Source organism: Acidimicrobiales bacterium (assembly GCA_034521975.1).
Taxonomy (GTDB): Bacteria; Actinomycetota; Acidimicrobiia; order Acidimicrobiales; family SKKL01; genus SKKL01.
In genome coordinates this window covers 41,981-64,996 of sequence record JAXHLR010000005.1, presented here as the reverse complement: position 1 = coordinate 64,996, position 23,016 = coordinate 41,981, and the positions used below count along the sequence as shown (strand labels likewise).

Sequence of the window (23,016 nt, the reverse complement as noted above, 5' to 3'; positions counted from 1 at the left end):
GCGTCGCACGGATCAGCGGGGACCGGGTCTCCGTCGGGCAGCTCGACGCCGACGTCGTCACCGCCAGGGTCGCCGGAGGCGGGCTCACCGGTCTCGGAGCCACCGACTGGCGAGCCGTCGCTGAGGTCGATGTCCGACCCCGAACGCACCACGGTGAGGGTGGCGGCGAGCACGAGCAGGGCCAGGGTGGCCGCGATCATCAACAGGCGACGGTCGCGGGCAGAGGTCGAAGTGGTTGCGGCGATGGTCGGATCGATGGTCATGGCGGGTCCTTTCGCAGCAGCTACCACTCCTGACCACCAATCCGGTCGGGCCTTACCTGGCGACGGACCTTCGCTCCCAACCGGTTGGGCGAGCCGCCGACCTGCGAGACTCGGGGTATGGCCTTCGGTCAACAGCCCGGTCCGCCGGCGTCGCACCGACAGATGCAACAGCTCACCGATCTCGTCCACCAGGCCGGTCATGTCGACTTCCGCGACGCGCGTGGCCCGCTGGGGCTCAACCAGCGTCAGGCCGGCGGCAAGTTCACCCGCGAGGAAGCCGACGAGCTGATCGCCCGTCTCGAAGCCGAGACCGAGGACGCTCCCGGCGATGCTGACGAGCAGGAACCGCCACAACCGAGCCCCTCGGCCGCCATCGACCGACGTCAGGCTGAGCAGGCTCGCTCGCTGCAGAAGGTTCCGGACGAGGTGCTCGCAGCCGAGCTCCAGCGGCGAGGCTGGGTCGTGATGGAGCCCTGACCACCCGGCCGTGGCAGGTTCGGGCGGCAATGATCATGGAGCGGAGAAGGAGGAGTCGCTGATGGAACCCCAGCTACGGTCCCGGCCTCTCGACGAGCTCACGCTCACCGTGGTGGTCGACAACGAGACCGACACGCTCTCGACGGTCGACAAGGAGCTACCGCAGGTCCCCGAGCTGATCGGGCACATGGGACGGATCGCACCAACCACCTCGGCCGACGGTCATGACTGCTTCGAGGTGTTCGGCGAGTTGTGCGTGGCGTGCCACGGGTACTCGGCGGTGGCCGAGGGACGGATCGGCGACGAGACCCACACCGTGCTCTTCGACGCCGGCCCCTACGAGGAGGTGTGGCTCGACAACGCCGCCAGACTCGACATCGACCTGGCCGCGATCGAGGTCGTGTTCCTGTCCCACTGGCACTGGGACCACAGCGGTGCCCTACCGGCAGCAGCGAAGGTGATCGCCGAGGCTCGTGCGGCAGCGGGGTTGCCGCCCCCCGTGGTCGATCTCCACCCTGACCGTCCCGACCAGCGCGGCACCAAGGCCGCATCCGGAGCGATGGTCCTCCTCCCCAACGAGCCCCGCTTCGAGGCGTTCAGCAGCGCCGGCGGCGAGGTGACCACCAGCGCCGAACCCCACACGTTCGCGGGCGACTTCTTCCTCGGCAGTGGCGCCATCGAGCGACGCACCCGCTACGAGGTCGGCCTCATCGGCCACCACTCGTTCCGCGAGGGTGTCGGCGAACCCGACCCGCTGATCATGGACGAGCGGTTCCTCGCCGCCGAGGTGAAGGGCAGGGGCGTGACGGTGATGTCAGCGTGCTCGCACGCGGGGATCGTCAACGCGTGCATGGGTGCGCGAGACCACTTCGCCGACACCCCGGTCGATCTCGTGCTCGGGGGGTTCCACCTGGCCGGCGGCGCGGTCGAGTCCCGTATCGCCGACACGGTGGCCGACCTGGCTGGGGTGATCGATCCGACGATCGTCGCGCCCGGTCACTGCACGGGCTGGCGAGCCAAGGCGGCCCTGGCCGACCGCTTCGCCCCAGACCGCTACGCCCCCAGCGTGGTGGGGACCACCTACCGGCTCACCGCCCACTGACTCCGCTCCACTCGAGCGACCGGGCCCGCGACGCTTGTACCGTGCCCGACCAGATGGTGAGTCGGCTCGAGCGTCATCAGGTCTGGGTCTATCTGGCCGCGATCCTCCTGGGCTTCGGGGTTGGCCTGGGTCTCGACGACGGGGCCGGGGCGCTCGACGTCGCGGTGCGACCGACCCTGGTCGCACTGCTCTTCGTGACCTTCGCCCAGGTGCGGTTCGATCGACTGCGGACGGCGGCCGCCGATGTGCGCTTCCTGGCCACGGCGGTGGCCGCCAACTTCGTGGTGGTACCGGTCGTGGTGTGGGGGCTGCTCCCTGTGGTGGGGCCCGACCCGGCCGTGCGGCTCGGTGTCCTGCTGGTCCTGCTGGCTCCCTGCACCGACTGGTTCATCACCTTCACCCATCTGGCCCGGGGGGACACGGGGCGAGCGATGACGCTCATGCCGGTCAACCTGGTGCTGCAACTGGCGCTGCTCCCCGTCTACCTGTGGCTCATGCACGGCGAGGTGTTCGATGGGATCATCTCGATCGGGTCGGCGACGGGGACCTTCGCCACCCTCATCCTGCTGCCGCTCGTCGGCGCCTGGGGAGCCCAACGCCTGCTCGAACGGACGGCGGGCGGGCCAGGCTCGCTGGAACGAGTCGGGACGCTGGCCGTTCCGCTCGTCGCGGTCGTCGTGTTCCTCGTCGCGGCCTCACAGGTGAACGTGGTGACCGACTCGTTGGGCCTGCTCCCCCGCCTGGGAGGCGTCTACGTCGCGTTCGCCGTGGCCGCGTTGCTGATCGGTGTCGTGGGCGGGCGACTGGTGGGGTTGTCGCCCGGGCCGGCGCGTACGCTCGTGTTCAGCGTCGGCACCCGCAACTCGTTCGTCGTGCTGCCCTTCGCCCTCGCGGTGCCCGATGCCTACGGGCTGGCCGTGGTCGTGGTGGTGTTCCAGTCACTCGTCGAGCTGCTGGCCATGGTGGCCTACCTGCGCGTCGTCCCGTGGCTCCTCCCGGATCGGGAGGTGTGAGGCGACTCGCTCGGTCCACCGAGTCTGGTCACCGTCGATGGCGTATGTGACCCATGAACGTGACCAGAGTGGCGACCCTTGCCGAAGCCGGCCACTCACGCATACGCTTCTGCACGCCTTCCCCGGGAGCTGTCGACTGCCTGGGGAACGCCATGTCCGCCATCGAGCGAGCGATCAATGCCCTGGCCCGAGACCAGCACGGCGTCGTGGCCTACCGCCAGATCACCGCGCTGGGCGGAACCGCCGACCTCGTGCGTCGCCGGATGGGCGCGGGCCACTGGCACCGAGCCTCTTTCGGCGTCTACCGAATCGGAGCTGCACCGAAGACCTTGCATCAGCGGTTCATGGTGGCGGTGCTCTCGGTGGGGCCCGACGCCCTGCTGAGCCACCGAGCCGCGGCCCGCATGTGGGGCATCGCCCCGACGGGAGCGGTTCCCATCGAGGTGTCGGTCCCGAGGGGAGGTCGAAACCGGAGCCGGCGCGGGATGCTGTTGCACGCGACGCGTGACCTCGACAAGGCAGGAGCCACCCACATCGACGGGATCCCTGTCACGAGCCTGGCCCGCACCCTGCTCGACCTCGGCGGGGTCGAACCGAGCGCGGTCCGTCCGGCGATGTGGGAGGCCCGGCGACGCCACGGCCTGGAGTGGGACGAGCTGCTGGCCACCCTCGTCGACCACGGCCGTCCCGGCCGCGACGGGATCGGTCCGCTGCGCCAGCTCGTCGCTGCCCACTACGGCGAGGTCGCCCGCGACAGCCGTACCGAGGATCATGCCTTCGTGCTGATGCGCGACTCGGGCCGGCTTCCCCAACCCAAAGCGCAGGTGAAGGTGATGTGCGCCGACGGGGTGCCGGTCACGATCGACTTCGGGTGGCCACACCTGCGCTGCTACCTGGAGATCTTCGGCGGGCCCCACTTCGCCAGCGAGGACCTGATCCAACTAGACCTCCACCGGCGGAACCAGATCGAGCTGGCCGGCAACGCGTTGCTGATCCACACGGGCCGCATGCTCGAACAGCGACCCGACCAGTTCGTCACCGACGTCGCCCAGATGCTGCGCTCGTCTGGTTGGGACGGTGATCCGGGAGTCTGGTCACCGTCGATGGCGCATGTGACCCATGGACGTGACCGGAGTTGAACCGCACCCGTCGGGCGGCGACGTCGGCCGGTCAGCGGGCGTGGGTGGGGTCCTCCGGGTGCACCGTGATCGGTTCGGTGGTGGAACCCTGATGCACCCGGATCGCCAGCTGGCCGTTGGCCAGCGTGGCCTCCAGCTGTCCCCCATAGCCGTCGGGCAGCTCGAGCTCGCGCTCGAACCCGCCGTACTCCCACTCGTGGATCAGGAACTGGCGAGGACCGGCGCTGCGAACATGGGCCCAGAACCGCAGCTGTCCGGGACGTAGCTCGACGGTCACGTCCTGGGGCTGCACCGCAGGCATCGGCGCCAGCACGACCAGAGTGGTGCTGGACTCATAGACGTTGACGGCCACGGTCTGGGGCTCCATGGTGCGCTCGGTCTCAGCCGTGGCGTCGAGCACCTCTTTGTGGGTGGGCTGATCGATCGACATGGCGGTCCTCTACCCTTGCGTACACCCGGCCAAACGGCCTCGGTCGTGGTCGCGACGGTTGCGATGACCGACCACCGCTGGGGCACGACTGCCGACACGACGACCGAGGACCGACGCTGGTGAACGACCAACGCAGGACACGATCCAGAGCCCGGGCGTGGACGGCCACGGCCGTGCTCTCATGCCTGCTCGTCGCGGGCATCGTCTTCTCGGGAGCGGGTCTGCTCACCGGCGACACGTCGCCGGAGACGACCCGGTCCGACGCGCCGGGCTCGCCGGACGCAGCGGCCGAGTTGGTGCCAACCAGTCACCGGCGACCGGCCGAGCGCGCCACCACACCGGTCCCCGCCACCCTCGGCGACCACGAGGGCTTCCTCAACGCGGCCTACCAGGGATTGCTCGGGCGCGAGCCCGACATCGCCGGGCGGCGCTACTGGCTCTCGCGATTCGACGACGGCGTCGCGCCGAGGGCGGTGCTGGAGTCCTTCGGAACCTCGACCGAGCACCACCGCCACCTCGTCACCCGGGCCTACGAGCGCTTCCTCCATCGATCGCCCGAGCCCGCCGGCCACAGCTGGTGGGCCGCGCGGTTGGGTCGTTCCCGGGCGGTCACCGACCTCTGGACCGGTCTCACCGCCTCGTCGGAGTACTTCTCCGCACAGGGCGGCGGTACGCCCGAAGGGTACGTCCGAGCGTTGTATCGCGACATCCTCGCCCGGGACCCCGACCCCGCGGGGCTCACCCATTGGAGCGCACAGGTGGCCGCCGGCGCCGAGCGGACCAGCGTCGCACGCGCCGTGCTCACCTCGCCCGAGGCGTTCGGGCTCTCCGACCTCGGGGTGCAGTCGGCGTCGCCCGCCCCTGGACGGGAGATCACCCATCTCGACACCGTCGTCTTCGACACCGACAGCCCTGTTGTGGTCGAGGCGTCGACGATCATCGTGACCGTCGACGGTCGCCGGGTCGCCGGCACGATCGACGCCGACGGGACGACGCTGCGGTTCACCGCCACCGAGACACCGGTGTGGGTCCCGCTCGGTGGGCAGGCCGACGTGGTCGTGACCGCGTTCGGCTACGACGGCGACACCGTGGCACGGGCCGACTACACATTCTCTCTCCGCCGTGGTCCGAGGCCGGGCCGCACCGACGGCCAACTCCCCAGAGGCGGCACCGAGCTGTTCCCGGATCACCTGCTCGTCGCGTTCTACGGAGGGACAGCCACTCCGGTCCTGGGGGTGCTGGGTGAAGGTACTCCTGCAGAGGCGGGTCAGCGTCTCCTCGAACAGGTCCGGCCCTACACCGAGCTCAGCGACCGCACCGTGCTCCCGGTCTTCGAGCTGATCGGCAGCATCGCCCACTCCACGCCGACCTCCACCGGCGACTACACCTCCCACACGCCCTTCGCAGAGATCGAGCCGTACCTCGACGCGGTGCGCGCTCTCGAGGGGATGCTCGTGCTCGATCTCCAGCCTGGACGGGCACGGTTCATCGACCATGCCCGCCACTACGAGCCGTTCCTCGTCCAGCCCGACGTCGGGCTCGCGCTCGATCCCGAGTGGTCGGCCGGACCTGGTCAGGAGCCTGGTGGCGGGCTCATCGGCACCATCGACGCGGCCGAGATCAACCAGGTGTCGGCCTACCTGGCCGAGCTCGTCGCCACCCACGACCTGCCCGAGAAGCTGCTGGTCGTCCACCGCTTCACACCGGGCATGGTCACCAACGCCGACCAGGTCGTCGACCGCGAGGGGGTGGCGATCGTCTTCCACGCCGACGGCTTCGGCTCGCCGGAATCCAAGCTGGGCGACTATCACACACTCCTCCCCGACCGCTTCGAGCGGGGCATGAAGCTCTTCTACCGCCAGGACACCAGGGTCATGACCCCGGCAGAGCTCATGGGGCTCGACCCACCTCCGGGGTTCGTCTCGTACCAGTGACGCCGGCAGTCGTCCTAGGGTGGCAGGGATGGAGATCCGGGGGGACATCGAGACGCGGGTGCTGGTCGTGGGTGCGGGCTTCGCGGGGATCTGTGTGGGACACGACCTGCTCGACGCGGGCATCGACGAGTTCGTGATCGTGGAGATGTCCGACGGCGTGGGCGGCACGTGGCGTCACAACACCTATCCAGGGGCGGCCTGCGACGTTCCCAGCCACGTGTACTGCTACTCGTTCCGAGGAAACCCCGAGTGGAGCCGGGCCTACTCCCCGCAGACCGAGATCCTCGCCTACCTCGAGCGGTGCGCGTCCGAGTTCGGTCTCGACGAGCACCTCCACTTCGGTCGCCGGGTGACCGGCCACACCTTCGACGACGACCGATCCCGCTGGCACACCGAGCTGGCCGACGGGTCGACGATCACCTCCGAGGTCGTGGTCAAGGCCACCGGGGTGCTCCACCATCCGAACTGGCCCGACGTCGCCGGACTCGAGTCCTTCGGCGGGCAGCTGATGCACACCGCTCGCTGGGACCACGAGGTCGACATCTCCGGCAAGCGGGTCGCGGTGATCGGCTCGGCCGCCAGCGCGATCCAGGTCGTGCCGGAGCTGGCCGCCACGGCGGAGCGGGTCACCGTGTTCCAGCGAACCCCAAGCTACGTGCTGCCCCGCAACGATCGGGAGTTCACCGCGGAGGAGATCGCCGCGTTCTGTGCCTCGCCCGACGACTTCGATCGCTTCCGGGCCACCATGGCCGACGAGCGCGAAGCGTCGCTCTACCCGTTGTTCGAGTCCGGGTCCCCACTCAACGCCGGCGCGGCCGAGCTCGCGCTCGGCTACATGCGCAGCGTGATCGACGACCCCGACCTGGCGGCCAAGCTCACCCCCGACTACGAGCTCGGATGCAAGCGTATCCTCATCTCCGACAACTGGTTCCAGGCCCTGGCTCTGGACCACGTCGAGCTGGTGGACGGTCCGGCCACCGGACTCACCCCCACGGGGGTGGTCGCCACCGAACAGGGACGCGAGGTCTCCGTCGACGCCGACATCGTGGTGTGCGCGACCGGGTTCGATCCCGAGGGCGGCTGGCGGACCCCACCGGTCACCGGTCCCGGTGGGATCAACCTGTCCGAGGTGTGGGCCGACGACCTGATCTCCTACAAGGGCGTCGCCGTCCCCGGGTTCCCGAACTTCTTCCTCATCGACGGACCCAACTCGGCCAGCGGCTACCTCCCGAGCGTGGCCACCATCGAGGTCGACTCGCGGTTCGTGACCGAGCTGCTCGTCCGCAACGGGCCCGGGGTGCTCGTCGAGGCCAAGCGCGAACCGACGCTGGCCCACTGCGAAGCCCTGCAGGCGCGCTTCGAGCCGACGGTGTGGTCGGGCTCGTGCGCCAGCTGGTACCAGGCGCCCGACGGCCGGATCTGGACGCTGTTCCCCGGCAACCTGGCCGAGTACACCCAGGACAAGGACCTCCGCTACCTCGGCGACTTCGAGGTGTTCGTGCCCGCTCCTGCCTGACGCCCGGCCATGGCCGCTACTGGTCCAGCAGCCGGGAGCGGAGATGCTCGAGGACCCGGTCGAGCGCGGCGCGTGTGGGCTCGCCAGGAACGTCGATGAGATGCTCGGTCAGCACCGAATGCGGCTTCATCCTCGCGTCGGGGTTGGCCGACTCGGCGTCGAGCTCGATGGCGACGAAGGCGTCGCCGAGCTGCTGACGCAGCAACTCGAACCGTTCGGGGGGCACCAACCGGTCGCCCCGGAACCTCAAGCCCAAGACCTCGAGACCCTCGGTCGCGCAGCGCTGCGCGACCAGGTCGAGGTCGGCGGGCGAGCAGTCGATGGACCTGCGCTGCTTGGATCGAACGGCGATCGGCATCGACGGCTGGCTCATCACGGGAGCGACGAGGACGGGGTCGGTGGCCATCGCCAGGGCGAAGCCACCGGTGAAGCACATGCCGACCGCACCCACGCCCGGTCCCCCGCAGCGTTGGTGCTCCTGGGAGGCGAGGGCACGCAGCCACTCGACGACCGGCGAGGTTCGCCCGGTTGCCCAGGTGGTGAACTCGCGGCTGACACAGGCCGGGACCAGCGATGACATGGCGTAGGTCAACGGCGCGATGCGACCGGCGTTGGGATCGCGCCCCGGGATGCCGAACAGGTGGGGCATCACCGCGGTGCAGCCGAGGTCGGCCACGCGTCGGGCGAAGTCGGCGACGTTGGGGGTGATGCCCGGCAGCTCCGCGATCACGATGACCGCGGGGCCGTCGCCCTTCCGGAAGATCGCGCGCTCCTTCCCATCGACGGGAGCGAAGCTCGTGTGCTCGAAGTCGGACAGCTCGTCGTCGGCCATGGTGCGCTCCAGGTGGTCCGGGGGGTCAGGTGGTCAGCGTCGGGTTCTCATCGGATCGGGAGGCTCGGTCGGCGGGCCGGGCAGCGAGAATGGCCTGGGCGATGGCGAGACGGGCCGTGGGCACACGGAACGGTGAGCATGACACGTAGTCGATGCCGATGCTGTGGAAGAAGGAGATCGACTCGGGATCTCCGCCGTGCTCGCCGCACACACCGATCTTCAGCCCCGGGGTCACCGACCGACCGCGCTCGGTACCGGTGGCGACCAGTTCACCGACGCCGCGGACGTCGATCGTCTCGAACGGGTCTCGGGGCAACAGCCCTTCGCTGAGGTACCGGGGCAGGACCCGGGCTTCGATGTCGTCCCGGCTGAACCCGAAGGTCATCTGGGTGAGGTCGTTGGTGCCGAAGGAGAAGAAGTCGGCGGCCTCGGCGATGTCGTCTGCCCGGATGGCCGCCCGCGGCGTCTCGATCATGGTGCCGATCGACACCTCGACCAGCCGTGGGGATCGTGCCTGGGCATCCTCGACCTCCTCCTCGATCCAGCGGCGAACCAACGCCACCTCGGCCAGGGTGACCACCAGCGGGATCATGATCTCGATGATGGGGGTTCCCCCGGCGTCGGCCCGCTGGGCCGCCGCCTCCAGCAGGGCACGAACCTGCATCTTGTACAGACCGGCCTTGATGACCCCCAGCCGCACGCCGCGGACACCGAGCATCGGGTTGGACTCCCGCCAGACCCCCGCTGCGGCGAACAGCGCCAGGTCGTCGGCGTCGAGCTCGTCGCGGGCGTGGGCGCGCAACAAGATGTCGTAGTCGGGGAGGAACTCGTGCAGCGGCGGATCGAGCAGCCGGACGGTCACGGGCAACCCGTCCATCGCCTCGAGCACCTCGACGAAGTCGGCTCGCTGGACCTCGAGCAGCTCGTCGAGCGCCTCCTGCTCGGTGTCGGGGGTCGAGGCCAGGATCATGCGTTGCACCACCGGGAGCCGGTCGCCGAGGAACATGTGCTCGGTGCGGCACAGCCCGATCCCTTCGGCGCCGTAGGCACGTGCCTGGGCGGCGTCGGGAGCCGTGTCGGCGTTGGCCCGGACCGTCATCTGCGAGCCACGGATCGCGTCGGCCCACCCGAGGACGGTGGTGAGCTCGTCGGGGACCACCGACGCGGTCAACGGGACCGCTCCCACCGCCACCTCACCGGTGGTGCCGTCGATGGAGATCACATCGCCCTGGTTCACGGTCGTGGAACCGACGGTGAAGGACCCGTCGCCGACCTTGATCGAGTCGGCGCCGACCACCGCCGGCTTGCCCCATCCCCGGGCGACGACCGCGGCGTGGCTGACGAGACCACCGCGGGAGGTGAGGATGCCCTCGGCGGCCTGCATGCCGTGAACGTCGTCGGGCGAGGTCTCGACCCGGACGAGGATGACCTCTTCGTCGCGCTCGCGGGCGGCGACGGCGTCGTCGGCGGTGAAGTACACCTTGCCGACCGCTGCTCCCGGCGACGCACCCATGCCGGTGACGAGCACCTCGTGGGCGTGCGACTTGTCGAACTGGGGGTGCAGCACCTGGTCGAGGTGGTCGGCGGTGATGCGTTGCACCGCCTCTTCCCGGGTGAGGGCGATGATGGGGTCGTCGGTCATCGCTACGGCCAGGCGTAGTGCTGCCGCGCCGGTGCGCTTGCCCACCCGCGTCTGCAGGATCCACAGCTTGCCCTGCTCGATGGTGAACTCGATGTCGAGCATGTCGCGGTAGTGGGCCTCGAGGCGCGAGAAGATGGCGACGAACTCGCCGTGGATGTCGGGGAACACGTCGTCCATCTCGGCCAGGGGTTGGGTCCGGTGACTGCCGGCCACGACGTCCTCGCCCTGGGCCTGGAGGAGGAAGTCGCCATAGAGTCCGCTGGCCCCGGTGGCAGGGTCGCGGGTGAACCCCACACCGGTGGCCGACCGCTCGTCACGGTTGCCGAAGACCATCATCTGGACGTTGACGGCGGTGCCGAGGTCGTGGTCAATGTGCTCGCGGTTGCGGTAGGCGCGGGCCCGCGGCGAGTTCCACGACCCGAACACCGCGTCGATCGCCAGATGGAGCTGGTCGCGGGGGTCTTGGGGGAAGGGGTCACCAGTGTGGTCGACGATCGCCTGGCGGAGCTGGTCGATCACCTGTTTGAGCTGCTCGACCGGGATGGCGGCATCGTGTTCGACCCCCGCAGCGACCCGGGCCCGTTCCATGGGCTCGTCGAGCGCGGCCGACGCGACTCCGAGCACGACCTTGCCGAACATCTGGATGAACCGCCGGTAGGAATCGAGCGCGAACCGGTCGTCACCGGTGACCTGAGCGAGTCCTTCGACCGATCGGTCGTTGAGCCCCAGGTCGAGCACGGTGTCCATCATCCCCGGCATCGAGAACTTGGACCCCGACCGAACCGACACCAGCAGCGGGTCGTCGGGATCGCCGAGACGACGGCCGGCCTGCGCTTCGAGCTGGGCGATGGCGTCATCGACCTCACCCGCCAGCTCATCGGGCCAGGAGTGGGCTCGGAGGTAGTGGCGGCAGGCGTCGGTGCTGATGGTGAACCCGGTCGGAACCGGGAGGGACAACACCGACACCATCTCGGCGAGGTTGGCGCCCTTGCCGCCGAGCAGGTCCTTCAGCTCCATCGGTGGCCGAACGTGCTCGTGGTCGAAGGAGTAGACGTAGCGCAACGGGGTTCCTCCCCTTTCGGACTGATGATCGCCCTTTCGGACTGATGATCGGAGGCTACCGAGTAGGCCAACCCACCGACAGATCGGTATACAGGAGCACGAGGCGTCGCGAGGAGGTGCATCACCATGGAGCGCAGCGTGGGCGAGGTCACCATCGAGGTGGTCGAGGGAGACATCGCCGATCAGGTCGGCTTCGACGGGGTCGTCAACGCGGCCAACGCCGAGCTGCTGCCGGGCGGGGGTGTTGCCGGTGCGATACACCGGGCCGCTGGTCCGGAGCTGGCCGACGAGTGCCGGCCGCTGGCGCCGATCCGGCCGGGCGAGTGCGTGATCACCGGAGGCCACGGTCTCCCGAACCCGCACGTGCTGCACTGCCTCGGCCCGATCTACGGGATCGACGAGCCAGCCGACGAGCTGCTGAGGTCCTGTTACCGCCAGGCGCTCCAGCTCGCCGACGACTACGGACTCGTCTCGGTGGCGTTCCCCGCGATCTCCACCGGAGCGTTCGGGTACCCGATGGACGACGCCGCCGACATCGCCGTCGGCACGGTCGTCGAGGTGGCGCCGGCGCTGCGATCGGTACGGCGGGTGCGCTTCACCCTGTTCGACCGCAACGCGGTCGACCTCCACGCCGCTGCGCTCGAACGGGCGGTCGACCGAACGGCCTGAGCCATCGATTGAGTGAGCGCTCACTCAATCGTCTAGTGTTCGCCCGATGTCGCCGACCCACGCCACCGGGCGAGGGGCCTCCCGGGCGCGACCCGGCCGGGCCACCCCACTGTCACCACCCGAACGACGGGCCGCAATCATCGCGGCCACCATCCCGCTGCTGCGTCATCACGGCCCCGCCGTCACGAGCCGACAGATCGCCGAGGCCGCGGGCGTGGCCGAGGGCACCGTCTTCAGCGTCTTCGACGACAAGGACTCCCTCATCGCCGCCGCAGTCGAAGCCGCTCTCGATCCTGAACCCGCCATCGAGCGCCTCTCATCCATCGACCCGGAACTGGATCTCGAGGACCGGCTGATCGAGGCGGTCCGGATCCTCCAGGACCACATCGCCCACATCTGGCAGCTGCTGGTCGCCGTCGGCCCGGCCGGCCATCCCACCCGCCCCAGGACGGCCAGCAACCACGCCGCCGCACGTCAGGTCAGCGCGCTCGAGCCGCTGTTCGCTCCGGTGGCCGCAGAGCTGCGCCAATCGACCACCGACACCGCCCGCGCCCTGCTGGCGCTCACCTTGGGCTGCTCCCACCCGGCAGTGGTCGAGCACCCGATGCCACCGGCACAGATCGTCGACCTGCTCCTCGACGGAGTCCGGGGCGCCCGCCCATGATCGAGCTGCTCCGCACCTTCATCCCCCGCGTCCGCCGCCTGCTGGTGGGGGTGCTGGTGTTCCAGGCCGGACAGGCGGTGTTCAACCTCTACCTGCCCCGCATCACCGCCCGGATCATCGACGAAGGCGTCGTCGCCGGCGATCGCCGTGCCATCTGGTCCATCGGGGCGATCATGCTCGGCGCCACCCTCGCCCAGGCGGCCTGCATGGTGTCGGGCATCTACTTCGCATCCCGCACGTCGATGGGTGTCGGCCGCGAGATCCGCTCCGAGCTGTTCCACCAGGTCACCGGCTTCTCGGCCCGAGAGGTCGGCCAGTTCGGTCCACCGACCCTCATCACCCGGATCACCAACGACGTGCAGCAGGTCCAGGTCATGGTCCAGATGGCGTGCATGATGGCCGTCGTCGCCCCCATCACCATGGTGTTCGGCACGTTCATGGCGGTGCGCGAGGACATCGGTCTGTCGGTGGTGCTCGTCGTGGCGATCCCCGTCCTGGCACTGATCGTCGGGCTGCTCATGAGCAAGCTCCATCCGGTGTTCACTGCGATGCAGGACCGCATCGACGACGTCAACACCGTGCTGCGGGAGCAGATCACCGGCATCCGGGTCGTGCGGGCATTCGTGCGCGAACCGGCCGAGCGTGAACGGTTCGCACGGGCCAACGAGGGCCTCACCGCCACTGCGCTGCGCAGCGGTCGGCTCATGGCGGTCATGTTTCCGCTCGTGCTGCTCGTGCAGAACGGCACCAGCGTGGCGGTGATCTGGTACGGCGCGTCGAGGATCGACGCCGGCCAGACCAGCGTCGGCTCGCTGGTCGCCTTCCTCGGCTACATCGTGCTCATCCTCATGTCGGTGATGATGGCGAGCTTCATGTTCGTGATGCTGCCCCGCGCCGCGGTGTCGGGTCGGCGGATCATGGAGGCGCTCGGCACCGAGTCGTCGGTGGTGGCGCCCGCCCGACCCGTCACCGGCCTCGCCCGCACCGGCACCCTCGAGCTGCGCGACGTCAGCTTCGGGTATCCCGGCGCTGAGGAGCCGGTGATCAGGAACGTCTCGCTCACCGCCGGTCCCGGCCAGACGACCGCCATCATCGGCAGCACCGGCTCGGGCAAGACCACCTTGTTGAACCTCGTTCCCCGCCTCTACGACGTGACCGGGGGCTCGGTGCTGGTCGACGGGGTCGACGTGCGTGAGCTCGCGCTGGACGACCTGTGGTCGCGGATCGGGCTGGTGCCGCAGAAGCCGTTCCTCTTCTCGGGCACCATCGCCGACAACCTGCGCTACGGCAAGGAGGGCGCCACCGAGGACGAGATGTGGGAGGCCCTCACCATCGCCCAGGCCTCCGACTTCGTGGCCGCCAAGCCCGAGGGGCTCGATGCCCAGATCTCCCAGGGCGGCAGCAACGTGTCCGGTGGCCAGCGCCAGCGGTTGGCGATCGCCAGAGCCCTCATCCGCCGGCCCGACATCTACCTGTTCGACGACTCGTTCTCGGCCCTCGACCTGGCCACCGATGCTCGTCTGCGGGCAGCGCTCGTGCCCTACACCTCGGGGTCCACGTTCGTCATCGTCGCCCAGCGGGTGTCGACCATCATCGACGCCGACCAGATCATGGTGCTCGAGGGCGGTGAGGTGGTCGGCCTCGGCATCCACGACGAGCTGCTCGACACCTGCCCCACCTACGTCGAGATCGTCGAGTCCCAGCGCAGCGTCGAGGAGGTGCTGTGACCACGACAGCACCACAGCCGTCGTCCGGCGAGCGCGTCTCCACCCGCGATCAGGCCCTGACCCGCAGCCCCTTCACCGCCAGCGCGCCGCCGATGGTGACCCCCGAGGACCCTCGCGGTGCGGCCAGGCGCCTGTTCGCCCTGCTGGGTCCCGAGCGGTCGAAGGTGATCGTCGTGCTGGTGGCGGTCACGATCAGCGTGTCGTTCACCGTGCTCGGCCCTCGCCTGCTCGGCCAGGCCACCGACGTCATCGTCGAGGGCATGTTCGCGGGCGACGGCGTCGACTTCGCCGAGCTGCGCGGGGTGCTCGGCGTGGCCATCGGCGTCTACCTCACCGGCGCGCTGTTCTCGTGGCTGGTCGCGTTCCTCATGGCCGGTGTCGTGCACCGAACGATGTCGAGGTTGCGCACCGCCGTCGAGGAGAAGGTCAACCGGCTCCCGCTCAGCTACATCGACAAGACCCCACGAGGCGACCTGCTGAGCCGGGTCACCAACGACATCGACAACGTCGCCCAGGGTCTGCAGATGACGGTCAGCCAGGCGCTCAACCAGATCCTGATGGTGATCGGCGTCGTGGCGATGATGGTGTGGATCTCGCCCCTGCTCGCCATCTTCGCCGTGGTGCTGATCCCCACCTCCATCCGGCTGGTCAAGTACATCGCCGGGAAGGCCCGGGTCCGGTTCATGGCCCAGTGGCGTCACACCGGTGAGCTCAACGCCATCGTCGAGGAGGCGTTCACCGGGCACTCGCTGGTGAAGGTGTTCGGCCGCCAGCAGGAGGTCGAACGACAGTTCTCCGAGGTGAACGACGCGACCTACGAGGCCGGCTACAAGGCCCAGTTCGTGGTGGGGATCACCCAACCGACGATGATGTTCCTCGGCAACCTCAACTACCTGGTCGTCGCCGTGTTGGGCAGCCTCCGCATCACCGCCGGGGCCATGAGCATCGGCGAGCTCCAGGCGTTCATCCAGTACTCGCGGCTCTTCACCCAGCCGCTCAGCGCCCTGGCGGGGATGATGAACATGTTCCAGTCGGGTCTGGCATCGGCCGAGCGGGTCTTCGAGCTGCTCGATGCCGACGAAGAGAGCGAGGAACCCACCGATCCCCCGCCGCTGGAGACCACGCGGGGCCGGATCGCGTTCGAGGAGATCTCGTTCTCCTACGATCCCGAACAGCCGCTGATCGAGGACCTGTCGCTCGTGGCCGAACCCGGCCAGACGATCGCCATCGTCGGTCCCACCGGGGCCGGCAAGACCACCCTGGTCAACCTCATCATGCGGTTCTATGAGATCGACGGTGGGGCCATCACCCTCGACGGCATCGACATCCGGGCCCTCCGGCGCGATCAGCTGCGCGAGAAGATCGGCATGGTGCTGCAGGACACCTGGCTGTTCGAGGGCACCATCTGGGACAACATCCACTACGGCAACCTCGACGCCACCGACGAGCAGATGATCGCGGCGGCGACCGCGGCCTACGTCGACCGGTTCGTGCACACGCTGCCCGCCGGCTACCAGACCGTGGTGGACGAAGACGGTGGCAACCTCAGCGCCGGTGAGAAGCAGCTGCTCACGATCTCCAGGGCGTTCCTCAACGACCCGTCGATCCTGATCCTCGACGAAGCCACCAGCTCGGTCGACACCCGCACCGAGATGCTCATCCAAGAGGCCATGGCAGCGCTGCGCTCACAACGGACGAGCTTCGTCATCGCCCACCGGCTCTCCACGATCCGCGACGCCGACATCATCTTGATGATGGAGGACGGCCGCATCGTCGAGCAGGGCTCCCACGCCGACCTGATCGCGGCCCACGGCGCCTACTTCCGGCTCTACGACTCGCAGTTCCGCGCCCCTGCGGTCGAGGTCGACCAGAACGGGCAGCCGGCCAAGCCGGCGATCACACCTCGTCCACCCGCCCGTCCCCCGATGTCGTTCTAGACCCCCCCCGCCGGCGGTGAGGCTCCGGCCCTGCGATCAGTAGTTGAAGACCAGCGCCCCGCCGGCGGTGTACTCGTAGACAGCGGGCACGCCCTTGATCTCGGCGTTGTCGACCAGGTCGGCGTCCTCGAGACCGCGCAGCTTCACACAGACGGGACAGGCGTAGAGCCTCCCGCCCAGCTTCACGTACTCGTCGTGCAAGTCGGTGATCGATGGGGCTCCTGGCACCCCGATCTTGTCGAGGTGTCCCGTCGTCGCGATCGCCACCGCGTCCTTGGTCAACCAGAACAGCGCCTCCTTGCCGGCCCGGACGGCTTCGACGGCCATCAGGTAGGCGATGAGCACGTTCTCGGGTTCGTCCTCGGCGTGGGTGAGTCCGATGAGCACCTTGTCGTCGCTGGCCATGGGGGTTCCTCCCGTGTTCGGTGTCGGTCGGAGGCCACGATCCACCAACCCGGCCCGCAAGTCTTGAGGAACCGGTGGTGAAGTGGTGGCGGAGTGGTGGTGCGACCGACGAGCGCGAGATGGTCCATGCTTGGGCGACCGAGCCGACGACCACAGGAGGACACGATCGGGGTGAGCGCGCTCTTCGAGGAGCTGGACCGGCAGCCCACACCGATCGGCGAGATCAGCCTTCGACGCCGACTCGAGCCGGTGCTCCAGGTCGAGGTCTACGAGGCCAAGCTCGACGACGAGTTCCTGATGTCGAGCCTCTTCACCGCATCGGAGGTTGCCCTGGCGTCGCTCGCCCTGTCCGAAGCCGCGAGCGACGATCTCGACGTGGTCGTCGGTGGTCTCGGACTCGGCTACACGGCCCGCGCGGTCCTCGAGGACCCTCGGGTGCGGTCCCTGGCGGTCGTCGAGGCGTTGGCAGCGGTGATCGGCTGGCACGACCAGCAGCTGCTGCCCGATGCCGCTGCGCTCACCTCCGACCCGCGTTGCCGCTTCGTCGAGGGCGACTTCTTCGCCATGGTCGCCGGCGACGAGGGCTTCGGACCACTGGTGCCGCCGCGGGTTCACGTCATCGCCGTGGACATCGACCACTCGCCCCGCCACCTGCTCGATCCCCGCCATGCGAGCTTCTACGAGCCTGCCGGCCTCGCCCGGGTCGGCGACCTGCTCCACCCCGGCGGCGTGTTCGCCCTGTGGTCCGACGATCCACCCGACGACGAGCTCATCGCGGTGGCCGACCGGGCCTTCGAGTCATGCGTGGCCCATGTGGTGTCCTTCCCCAACCCCTACACCGGCGACGAGTCCGCCTGCACCGTGTACGTCTGCCGGCGTGGGGCGGACTGACGGCGCGCATGGACCTGCTCTGGCAGTACGTGCTGGTGTTCCTCACCGCAGCGGTCCCGATGCTGGAGGTGATGATCGTGATCCCGGCATCGGTCGCGGCGGGGATGCACCCGGTGCCGGTTGGACTGCTCGCCTTCGCGGGCAATGCCACCACCCTGGTGCTGGCGGTGGTGGCCGGCGACGAGGTGATCGGCCGGATGCGGCGCGAGCCGCGCGGCGACGCACCGCCGAGCCGACGCCGGGAGCGGGTCCGCCGCATCGCCTACCGCTGGGGGCTGCCCGGCGTGGCCCTGCTCGGCCCACTCACGGTCGGGTCCCACACCGCGGCCCTCGCCGCGGTCGCCCTGCGGATGCCCCGGGGTCTGGTCCTGGCCTGGAGCCTCGCAGGGGTCGCGGCGTGGAGCATCGTGTTCGCCGTCCTGTCGGCGTTCGGCCGAGCTGTCATCTGATCGCCGAGGCCAGCCACTCGTCGACCAGCGCCCGGTTGTCATCGACGCCCGGCGGCGGCGTTCGCTCAGGACGAGGGTGAGGACTCGGTGAGCTCGGGTGGCGTCGTCCAGGAGTGCAGGGTCTGGAAGTAGTTGGCCCGCTCGAACGCGGCGGCATCGCCGGAGGTGGCCTGGGTGGCGCTGCCCCGGAGCTGGTCGACCGAGTCGTACTCGTGCTCGACCAACCAGTCGTGCAGCTCCGACTCGACCGTGCGCAGGTGCTCGGGCCCGTTGCGCAGCACGGCCGAGGTGAGCATGGCGACGTCGGCGCCGACCATGATCGCCTTGACCGCATCGGTGCCCGAGTGGATGCCGGTGGTGGCGGCGATCGACACATCGGGTCCCAGCTGGGGACGCAAGATGGCGATCCACCGCAGCGGGAGTCGCAGCTCGCCCGGGGTGCTCAGCTCGACGCGATGCACCACCTCGAGGGTGTCGAGGTCGAGGTCGGGTTGGTAGAAGCGGTTGAACACCACCAGCCCGTCCACGCCGGTGGCGGCGACCTGACCGGCGAAGTGGGCAAAGGCCGAGTAGTGGGGGCTGAGCTTCACCGCCATGGGGATGGCGACCTTGTCCCGCACCGAGCGGACGACGTCGAGGTCGGCCGCCTCCATGTCGGCCGCGTCGCGGGTGGGATCGGCGGCGACGTGGTAGAGGTTCAGCTCGAGGGCATCGGCACCCGCCTGTTCGATGAGGGTGGCGTGGCGAACCCAACCACCGGCGCTGGTGGCGTTGAGGCTGGCGATGACCGGCACCGACAGCTCTGCCTTGAGCGCTTCGATCTTGGCGAGGTACCGGTCGCCGGCGGTGTCGAAGTCGCCGATGTCGGGGAAGTAGTCGAGCGCTTCGGCAAAGTGCTCGGATCCGGCCTCGAGCGAGCGGTTGAGCTCGACTTCCTCGTGGAGGATCTCCTCCTCGAACAGCGAGGGCATGACGATCGCCGACGCCCCCGCGGCCTCGACCCGTCTGGCCGTGTCGGGTTCGCCGTTGAGAGGCGACGCCGAGGCGACGATCGGGGTTGCCAGATCGAGGCCCAGGTAGCGGCAGGTGAGATCGACCATGTCAGTCCTCGCTCTCGCGTCGACCGGTGTCGATGTCGACCTCGGTCCCGGGGTCCGGATCGGGCTCGGCGCCGGGGTCGCCGACGTGGGGCATCCTGCGATGGATGGCCGAGAGCTGCTCGTAGTAGCGCCAACGCTCGTCGACGTCGGCCTGCAGCGCCTGACCGAGCTCGCGCGCCCGGGCGGGGTCGGTGCGTTGGAGGATCGCGTAGCGGGCCTCGCTGTTGGCGAAGTCGCTGATGGGGATGGTCGGAGCCCTGGAGTCGAGCTTGAAGGGCTGGCCGTCCTCGACCTCGCTCGGCTGGAAGCGGTACAGCGGCCAGTAGCCGCTCTTGACCGCGTCCTTCTGATGGGTCATCGACTTGGACATGTCGATCCCGTGGGCGATGCAGGTGCTGTAGGCGATCACGAGCGACGGACCCGGCCAGGCGTCGGCCTCCAGCAGCGCCTTGGTGGTCTGCAACTCGTTGGCCCCCATCGACACCTGGGCGACATAGACGTTGCCGTAGGCCCGGGCGGTGGCACCGAGATCCTTCTTGCCGGTGTCCTTGCCGCCGGCGGCGAACTTGGCGACCGCGCCGCGCTGGGTGGCCTTGGAGGCCTGGCCACCGGTGTTGGAGTAGACCTCGGTGTCGAGCACCAGGATGTTGACGTTGCGGCCCGAGGACAGCACGTGGTCGAGCCCACCGAAGCCGATGTCATAGGCCCATCCGTCGCCGCCGATGAGCCACACCCCTTGGCGGACCAGGTTGCCCGACATCGCCCACAGCCGCTGGGCCGCGACCCGGTGCTCGCCCTCGACGGTGGCCAACCGCTCCTCGAGCTGGGCCACCAGACGGCGCTGCTCGCGGATCTGGCTCTCGTCCTCCTGGGGGTTGTGCATGATCGCCCACGCCAGGTCGGCGCCCACGACCTCGGTGAGCTGTTCGAGCAGCACCCGCGCCACGTGGTCCTGGGCATCGAGGCCGAGGCGCATGCCGAGCCCGAACTCGGCGTTGTCCTCGAACAGCGAGTTGTTCCACGCCGGGCCCCGGCCCTCGGCATTGGTCGTCCACGGAGTCGTCGGCAGGTTGGCTCCGTAGATCGAGGAGCAGCCGGTGGCGTTGGCCACGATCATCCGGTCGCCGAAGAGCTGGCTCACCAGCTTGATGTAGGGAGTCTCGCCGCATCCCGCGCACGCGCCGGAGAACTCGAAGAGCGGTTCGAGCACCTGGGACCCCTTGACCGTGTCGTGGGGCAACAGGTCGCGGTCGAGCGGAGGGATGGCGAGGAAGTGCTCCCACCGTCGCCGCTCGGTGTCGCGGTGGACCATCGCCGGCTCCATGTTGATCGCCTTGTGACCGATCTCGGTCTTTGACTTGGCCGGGCAGACGTCGACGCACACACCGCAGCCGGTGCAGTCGTCGGGGGCGACCTGGATCGTGAGGTGGTGCCCGTCGATGTCCTTGGACCGGAAGGGCTTGGTCAAGAAGTCGTCGGGTGTGTCGGCCGCGACGTCCTCGTCGAACACCTTCATGCGGATGGTCCCGTGCGGGCAGACGATGGCGCACTTGCCGCAGTCGATGCAGACCTCGGGGTCCCAGATGGGGATCTCCTTGGCGATCGAGCGCTTCTCGTAGGTGGCGGTGCCGGTGGGAAACGTGCCGTCGACGGGCAGGACGCTGACGGGAAGCAGGTCGCCGTGGCCCGCCATGAGCACCGAGGTGACCTGCTTGACGAAGTCGGGTGCGTCGTCGGGCAGGTCGAGCACGATCGAGCGGTCGCTGGTGGCCGATGCCGGTGTCTCGACCCGGTGCAGGTTGGCCAGCGCCTGATCGATCGCCGCGAAGTTGCGCTCGACGATGGCCCGCCCCCGCTTGGCATAGGCCTCCCGGACCGAGTCCTTGATCTTGGCGATGGCCACCTCGGCCGGCAGCACCTCGGCGAGCTGGAAGAAGCACGGTTGCATCACGGTGTTGATGCGGTTTCCCATCCCGACGTCGCGGGCGACGCGGTCGGCGTCGATCACCCACAGGGCGATGTCCTTGTCGAGGATCTCGCGCTGCACCTCGACCGGGAGGTGGTCCCAGACCTCGTCGGCGGCGAAGGGAGCGTTGAGCAGGAAGGTGGCGCCGTGGCGGGCGTGGGTCAGGACCTCGAGCTTCTCGAGCAGCCCGAACTGGTGGCAGGCGACGAAGTCGGCGCCGTCGATGAGGTAGGTCGACCGAATGGGCTCGGGGCCGAACCGCAGGTGCGACACGGTGACGGCACCGGACTTCTTGGAGTCGTACACGAAGTAGCCCTGGGCGAACAGGTCGGTGTGCTCACCGATGATCTTCACCGAGCTCTTGTTGGCACCGACCGTGCCGTCGGCCCCCAGGCCGAAGAACATGGCCTGGACCTCGTCCTCGGCGCGGGGCACGGCGAACCCGGTGTCGATGGGCAGGCTCAGCCGGGTGACGTCGTCGTAGATGCCCATGGTGAAGTGGCGCTTGGGATGGTCGGCGGCAAGCTCGTCGAACACCGGCTTGAGCATCGACGGGGTCACCTCCTTCGACGACAGCCCGTAGCGCCCTCCGATCACGCGGGGCATGTGTCCGAACGGGGGCTCGTCGGTGTCCATGGCCTCGTGCAGTGCACCGAGGACCGACAGGTAGAGCGGCTCGCCGACGGCGCCCGGCTCCTTGGTGCGGTCGAGCACGGCGATCGAGCGCACCGTCGGCGGCAGCGCCGCGACCAGGGCCTCGGAGGGGAACGGTTGGAACAGCCGGACCTTCAACAGGCCGATGCTGTCCCCGGATGCACACAGCGCGTCGACGGTCTCCTCGAGGGCGCCGGCGGCCGATCCCATCACCACGACCACGCGGTCGGCGTCGGGGGCACCGTGGTACTCGACCAGGCCGTAGCGGCGACCCGTGCGCTCGGCCAGCTCGTCGAACACCTCGTTGACGATGCCGGGCACCGCCAGGTGGAAGGGGTTGGCCGCCTCGCGGGCCTGGAAGAACACGTCGGGGTTCTGGGCGGTGCCCCGCACCACCGGTGCATCCGGGGTCATCCCCCGCGACCGGAAGGCGGCGATGTCGTCGTCGCGCACCAGGGCGGAGATGTCGTCGTCGGCCAGAGTGGCGATCTTGTCGATCTGGTGCGAGGTGCGAAAGCCGTCGAAGAAGTGGAGGAACGGCACCCGCGACCGCAGGGTCGCCGCGTGGGAGACCAGGGCGAAGTCGTGGGCCTCTTGGACCGATCCGGCCGAGAGCATCGCCCAGCCCGTGCTGCGGGCGTGCATCACGTCGCTGTGGTCGCCGAAGATCGACAGGGCGTGGGTAGCCACGGTGCGAGCGGCGACGTGGATCACCGCCGGTGTGAGCTCACCGGCGATCTTGAACATGTTGGGGATCATCAGCAGCAGGCCCTGCGATGCGGTGAAGGTGGTGGCCAGCGCCCCCTTCTGCAGCGCGCCGTGCAATGCACCCGCGGCACCACCCTCGGATTGCATCTCCACCACGTCGGGCACCGCTCCCCACAGGTTGGGGCGGTCGGCTGCGGCCCAGTCGTCGCAGTGCTCGCCCATGGGCGAGGCCGGCGTGATCGGGTAGAGCGCCACGACCTCACTCAGGGCATAGGCGACGCGTGCGGCCGCCTCGTTGCCGTCGAGGCACTTCCACTCTTGGCTCACATGACCGTCTCCCGGGCTCGCCAGTTCGCTGCCTCTCGCCCGCCCAACCGTACCGGTGGAGGCGGCGAGTTCGTCCGATCACCAACCTGCCGCGGGCGCCTCCTATTCT

The 23,016-nt window shown here is 69.2% G+C and carries 18 protein-coding genes; 12 read left to right on the top strand and 6 right to left on the bottom strand.

The window, feature by feature from the left end; genetic code table 11:
- The first annotated feature begins 380 nt into the window (after positions 1-380).
- The 4 genes from U5K29_07070 (at position 381) to U5K29_07055 (ending at position 3,994) form a co-directional block, all read left to right on the top strand.
- Positions 381-740 carry a hypothetical protein gene (locus U5K29_07070; protein ID MDZ7678296.1) on the top strand — a complete coding sequence of 120 codons (360 nt, stop codon included), beginning with the start codon at positions 381-383 and terminating at the stop codon, positions 738-740.
- Between the two features lie 61 nt (positions 741-801).
- Complete coding sequence (locus U5K29_07065) at positions 802-1,842, top strand: MBL fold metallo-hydrolase (GenBank protein ID MDZ7678295.1); 1,041 nt, start codon at positions 802-804, stop codon at positions 1,840-1,842.
- Between the two features lie 41 nt (positions 1,843-1,883).
- Positions 1,884-2,855: a hypothetical protein gene (locus U5K29_07060; GenBank protein ID MDZ7678294.1), complete on the top strand. Its 972-nt coding sequence runs from the start codon at positions 1,884-1,886 to the stop codon at positions 2,853-2,855.
- Between the two features lie 152 nt (positions 2,856-3,007).
- A complete protein-coding gene (locus U5K29_07055) occupies positions 3,008-3,994 on the top strand; it encodes a hypothetical protein (protein ID MDZ7678293.1) in 987 nt (328 codons plus the stop codon).
- A gap of 31 nt (positions 3,995-4,025) precedes the next feature.
- Here the strand turns inward: U5K29_07055 and U5K29_07050 are convergent, their stop codons facing one another.
- Positions 4,026-4,424 (bottom strand): Hsp20/alpha crystallin family protein, encoded by a 399-nt coding sequence (locus tag U5K29_07050; GenBank protein ID MDZ7678292.1) that lies wholly within the window; start codon positions 4,422-4,424, stop codon positions 4,026-4,028.
- 119 nt (positions 4,425-4,543) lie between these two features.
- On the opposite strand from U5K29_07050, the gene U5K29_07045 reads away from it, so the two are divergent.
- Entirely contained in the window at positions 4,544-6,358 is a 1,815-nt protein-coding gene (locus U5K29_07045) for a DUF4214 domain-containing protein (protein MDZ7678291.1), read from the top strand.
- Between the two features lie 28 nt (positions 6,359-6,386).
- Positions 6,387-7,874 carry an NAD(P)/FAD-dependent oxidoreductase gene (locus U5K29_07040; GenBank protein ID MDZ7678290.1) on the top strand — a complete coding sequence of 496 codons (1,488 nt, stop codon included), beginning with the start codon at positions 6,387-6,389 and terminating at the stop codon, positions 7,872-7,874.
- 16 nt (positions 7,875-7,890) lie between these two features.
- Here the strand turns inward: U5K29_07040 and U5K29_07035 are convergent, their stop codons facing one another.
- Together U5K29_07035 and ppdK are read right to left on the bottom strand one after the other, a co-directional pair.
- Positions 7,891-8,706, bottom strand: a complete 816-nt coding sequence (locus U5K29_07035; protein MDZ7678289.1) for a dienelactone hydrolase family protein — start codon at positions 8,704-8,706, stop codon at positions 7,891-7,893.
- 25 nt (positions 8,707-8,731) lie between these two features.
- Positions 8,732-11,410 (bottom strand): pyruvate, phosphate dikinase, encoded by a 2,679-nt coding sequence (ppdK, locus tag U5K29_07030; protein MDZ7678288.1) that lies wholly within the window; start codon positions 11,408-11,410, stop codon positions 8,732-8,734.
- 126 nt (positions 11,411-11,536) lie between these two features.
- Here ppdK and U5K29_07025 point away from each other — a divergent pair, with 126 nt between their 5' ends.
- From U5K29_07025 to U5K29_07010, 4 genes are read left to right on the top strand one after another with little or no spacing between them, the layout of a single operon-like run.
- On the top strand, positions 11,537-12,079 hold the full coding sequence (locus U5K29_07025; GenBank protein MDZ7678287.1) for a macro domain-containing protein: 543 nt from the start codon (positions 11,537-11,539) through the stop codon (positions 12,077-12,079).
- Positions 12,080-12,125: 46 nt separating this feature from the next.
- On the top strand, positions 12,126-12,743 hold the full coding sequence (locus U5K29_07020; protein MDZ7678286.1) for a TetR/AcrR family transcriptional regulator: 618 nt from the start codon (positions 12,126-12,128) through the stop codon (positions 12,741-12,743).
- Positions 12,740-14,470: an ABC transporter ATP-binding protein gene (locus U5K29_07015; GenBank protein MDZ7678285.1), complete on the top strand. Its 1,731-nt coding sequence runs from the start codon at positions 12,740-12,742 to the stop codon at positions 14,468-14,470. Before U5K29_07020 ends, U5K29_07015 begins: the two co-directional genes overlap by 4 nt.
- Positions 14,467-16,407, top strand: a complete 1,941-nt coding sequence (locus U5K29_07010) for an ABC transporter ATP-binding protein (GenBank protein MDZ7678284.1) — start codon at positions 14,467-14,469, stop codon at positions 16,405-16,407. Before U5K29_07015 ends, U5K29_07010 begins: the two co-directional genes overlap by 4 nt.
- 36 nt (positions 16,408-16,443) lie before the next feature.
- On the opposite strand, the gene U5K29_07005 is transcribed toward U5K29_07010, so the two are convergent.
- Positions 16,444-16,812, bottom strand: a complete 369-nt coding sequence (locus U5K29_07005) for a DsrE family protein (GenBank protein ID MDZ7678283.1) — start codon at positions 16,810-16,812, stop codon at positions 16,444-16,446.
- A 171-nt stretch (positions 16,813-16,983) separates the two neighbouring features.
- Here U5K29_07005 and U5K29_07000 point away from each other — a divergent pair, with 171 nt between their 5' ends.
- Both U5K29_07000 and U5K29_06995 read left to right on the top strand, forming a co-directional pair.
- The gene (locus tag U5K29_07000) at positions 16,984-17,703 is read left to right on the top strand and encodes a spermidine synthase (protein MDZ7678282.1); all 720 of its coding nucleotides are present in this window, start codon (positions 16,984-16,986) and stop codon (positions 17,701-17,703) included.
- Positions 17,704-17,711: 8 nt separating this feature from the next.
- Complete coding sequence (locus U5K29_06995) at positions 17,712-18,152, top strand: small multi-drug export protein (GenBank protein MDZ7678281.1); 441 nt, start codon at positions 17,712-17,714, stop codon at positions 18,150-18,152.
- Between the two features lie 65 nt (positions 18,153-18,217).
- Here the strand turns inward: U5K29_06995 and U5K29_06990 are convergent, their stop codons facing one another.
- Both U5K29_06990 and nifJ read right to left on the bottom strand, forming a co-directional pair.
- Positions 18,218-19,252 (bottom strand): dihydroorotate dehydrogenase-like protein, encoded by a 1,035-nt coding sequence (locus tag U5K29_06990; protein ID MDZ7678280.1) that lies wholly within the window; start codon positions 19,250-19,252, stop codon positions 18,218-18,220.
- Position 19,253: 1 nt separating this feature from the next.
- Entirely contained in the window at positions 19,254-22,907 is a 3,654-nt protein-coding gene (nifJ, locus tag U5K29_06985; GenBank protein MDZ7678279.1) for a pyruvate:ferredoxin (flavodoxin) oxidoreductase, read from the bottom strand.
- Positions 22,908-23,016 lie beyond the last annotated feature (109 nt).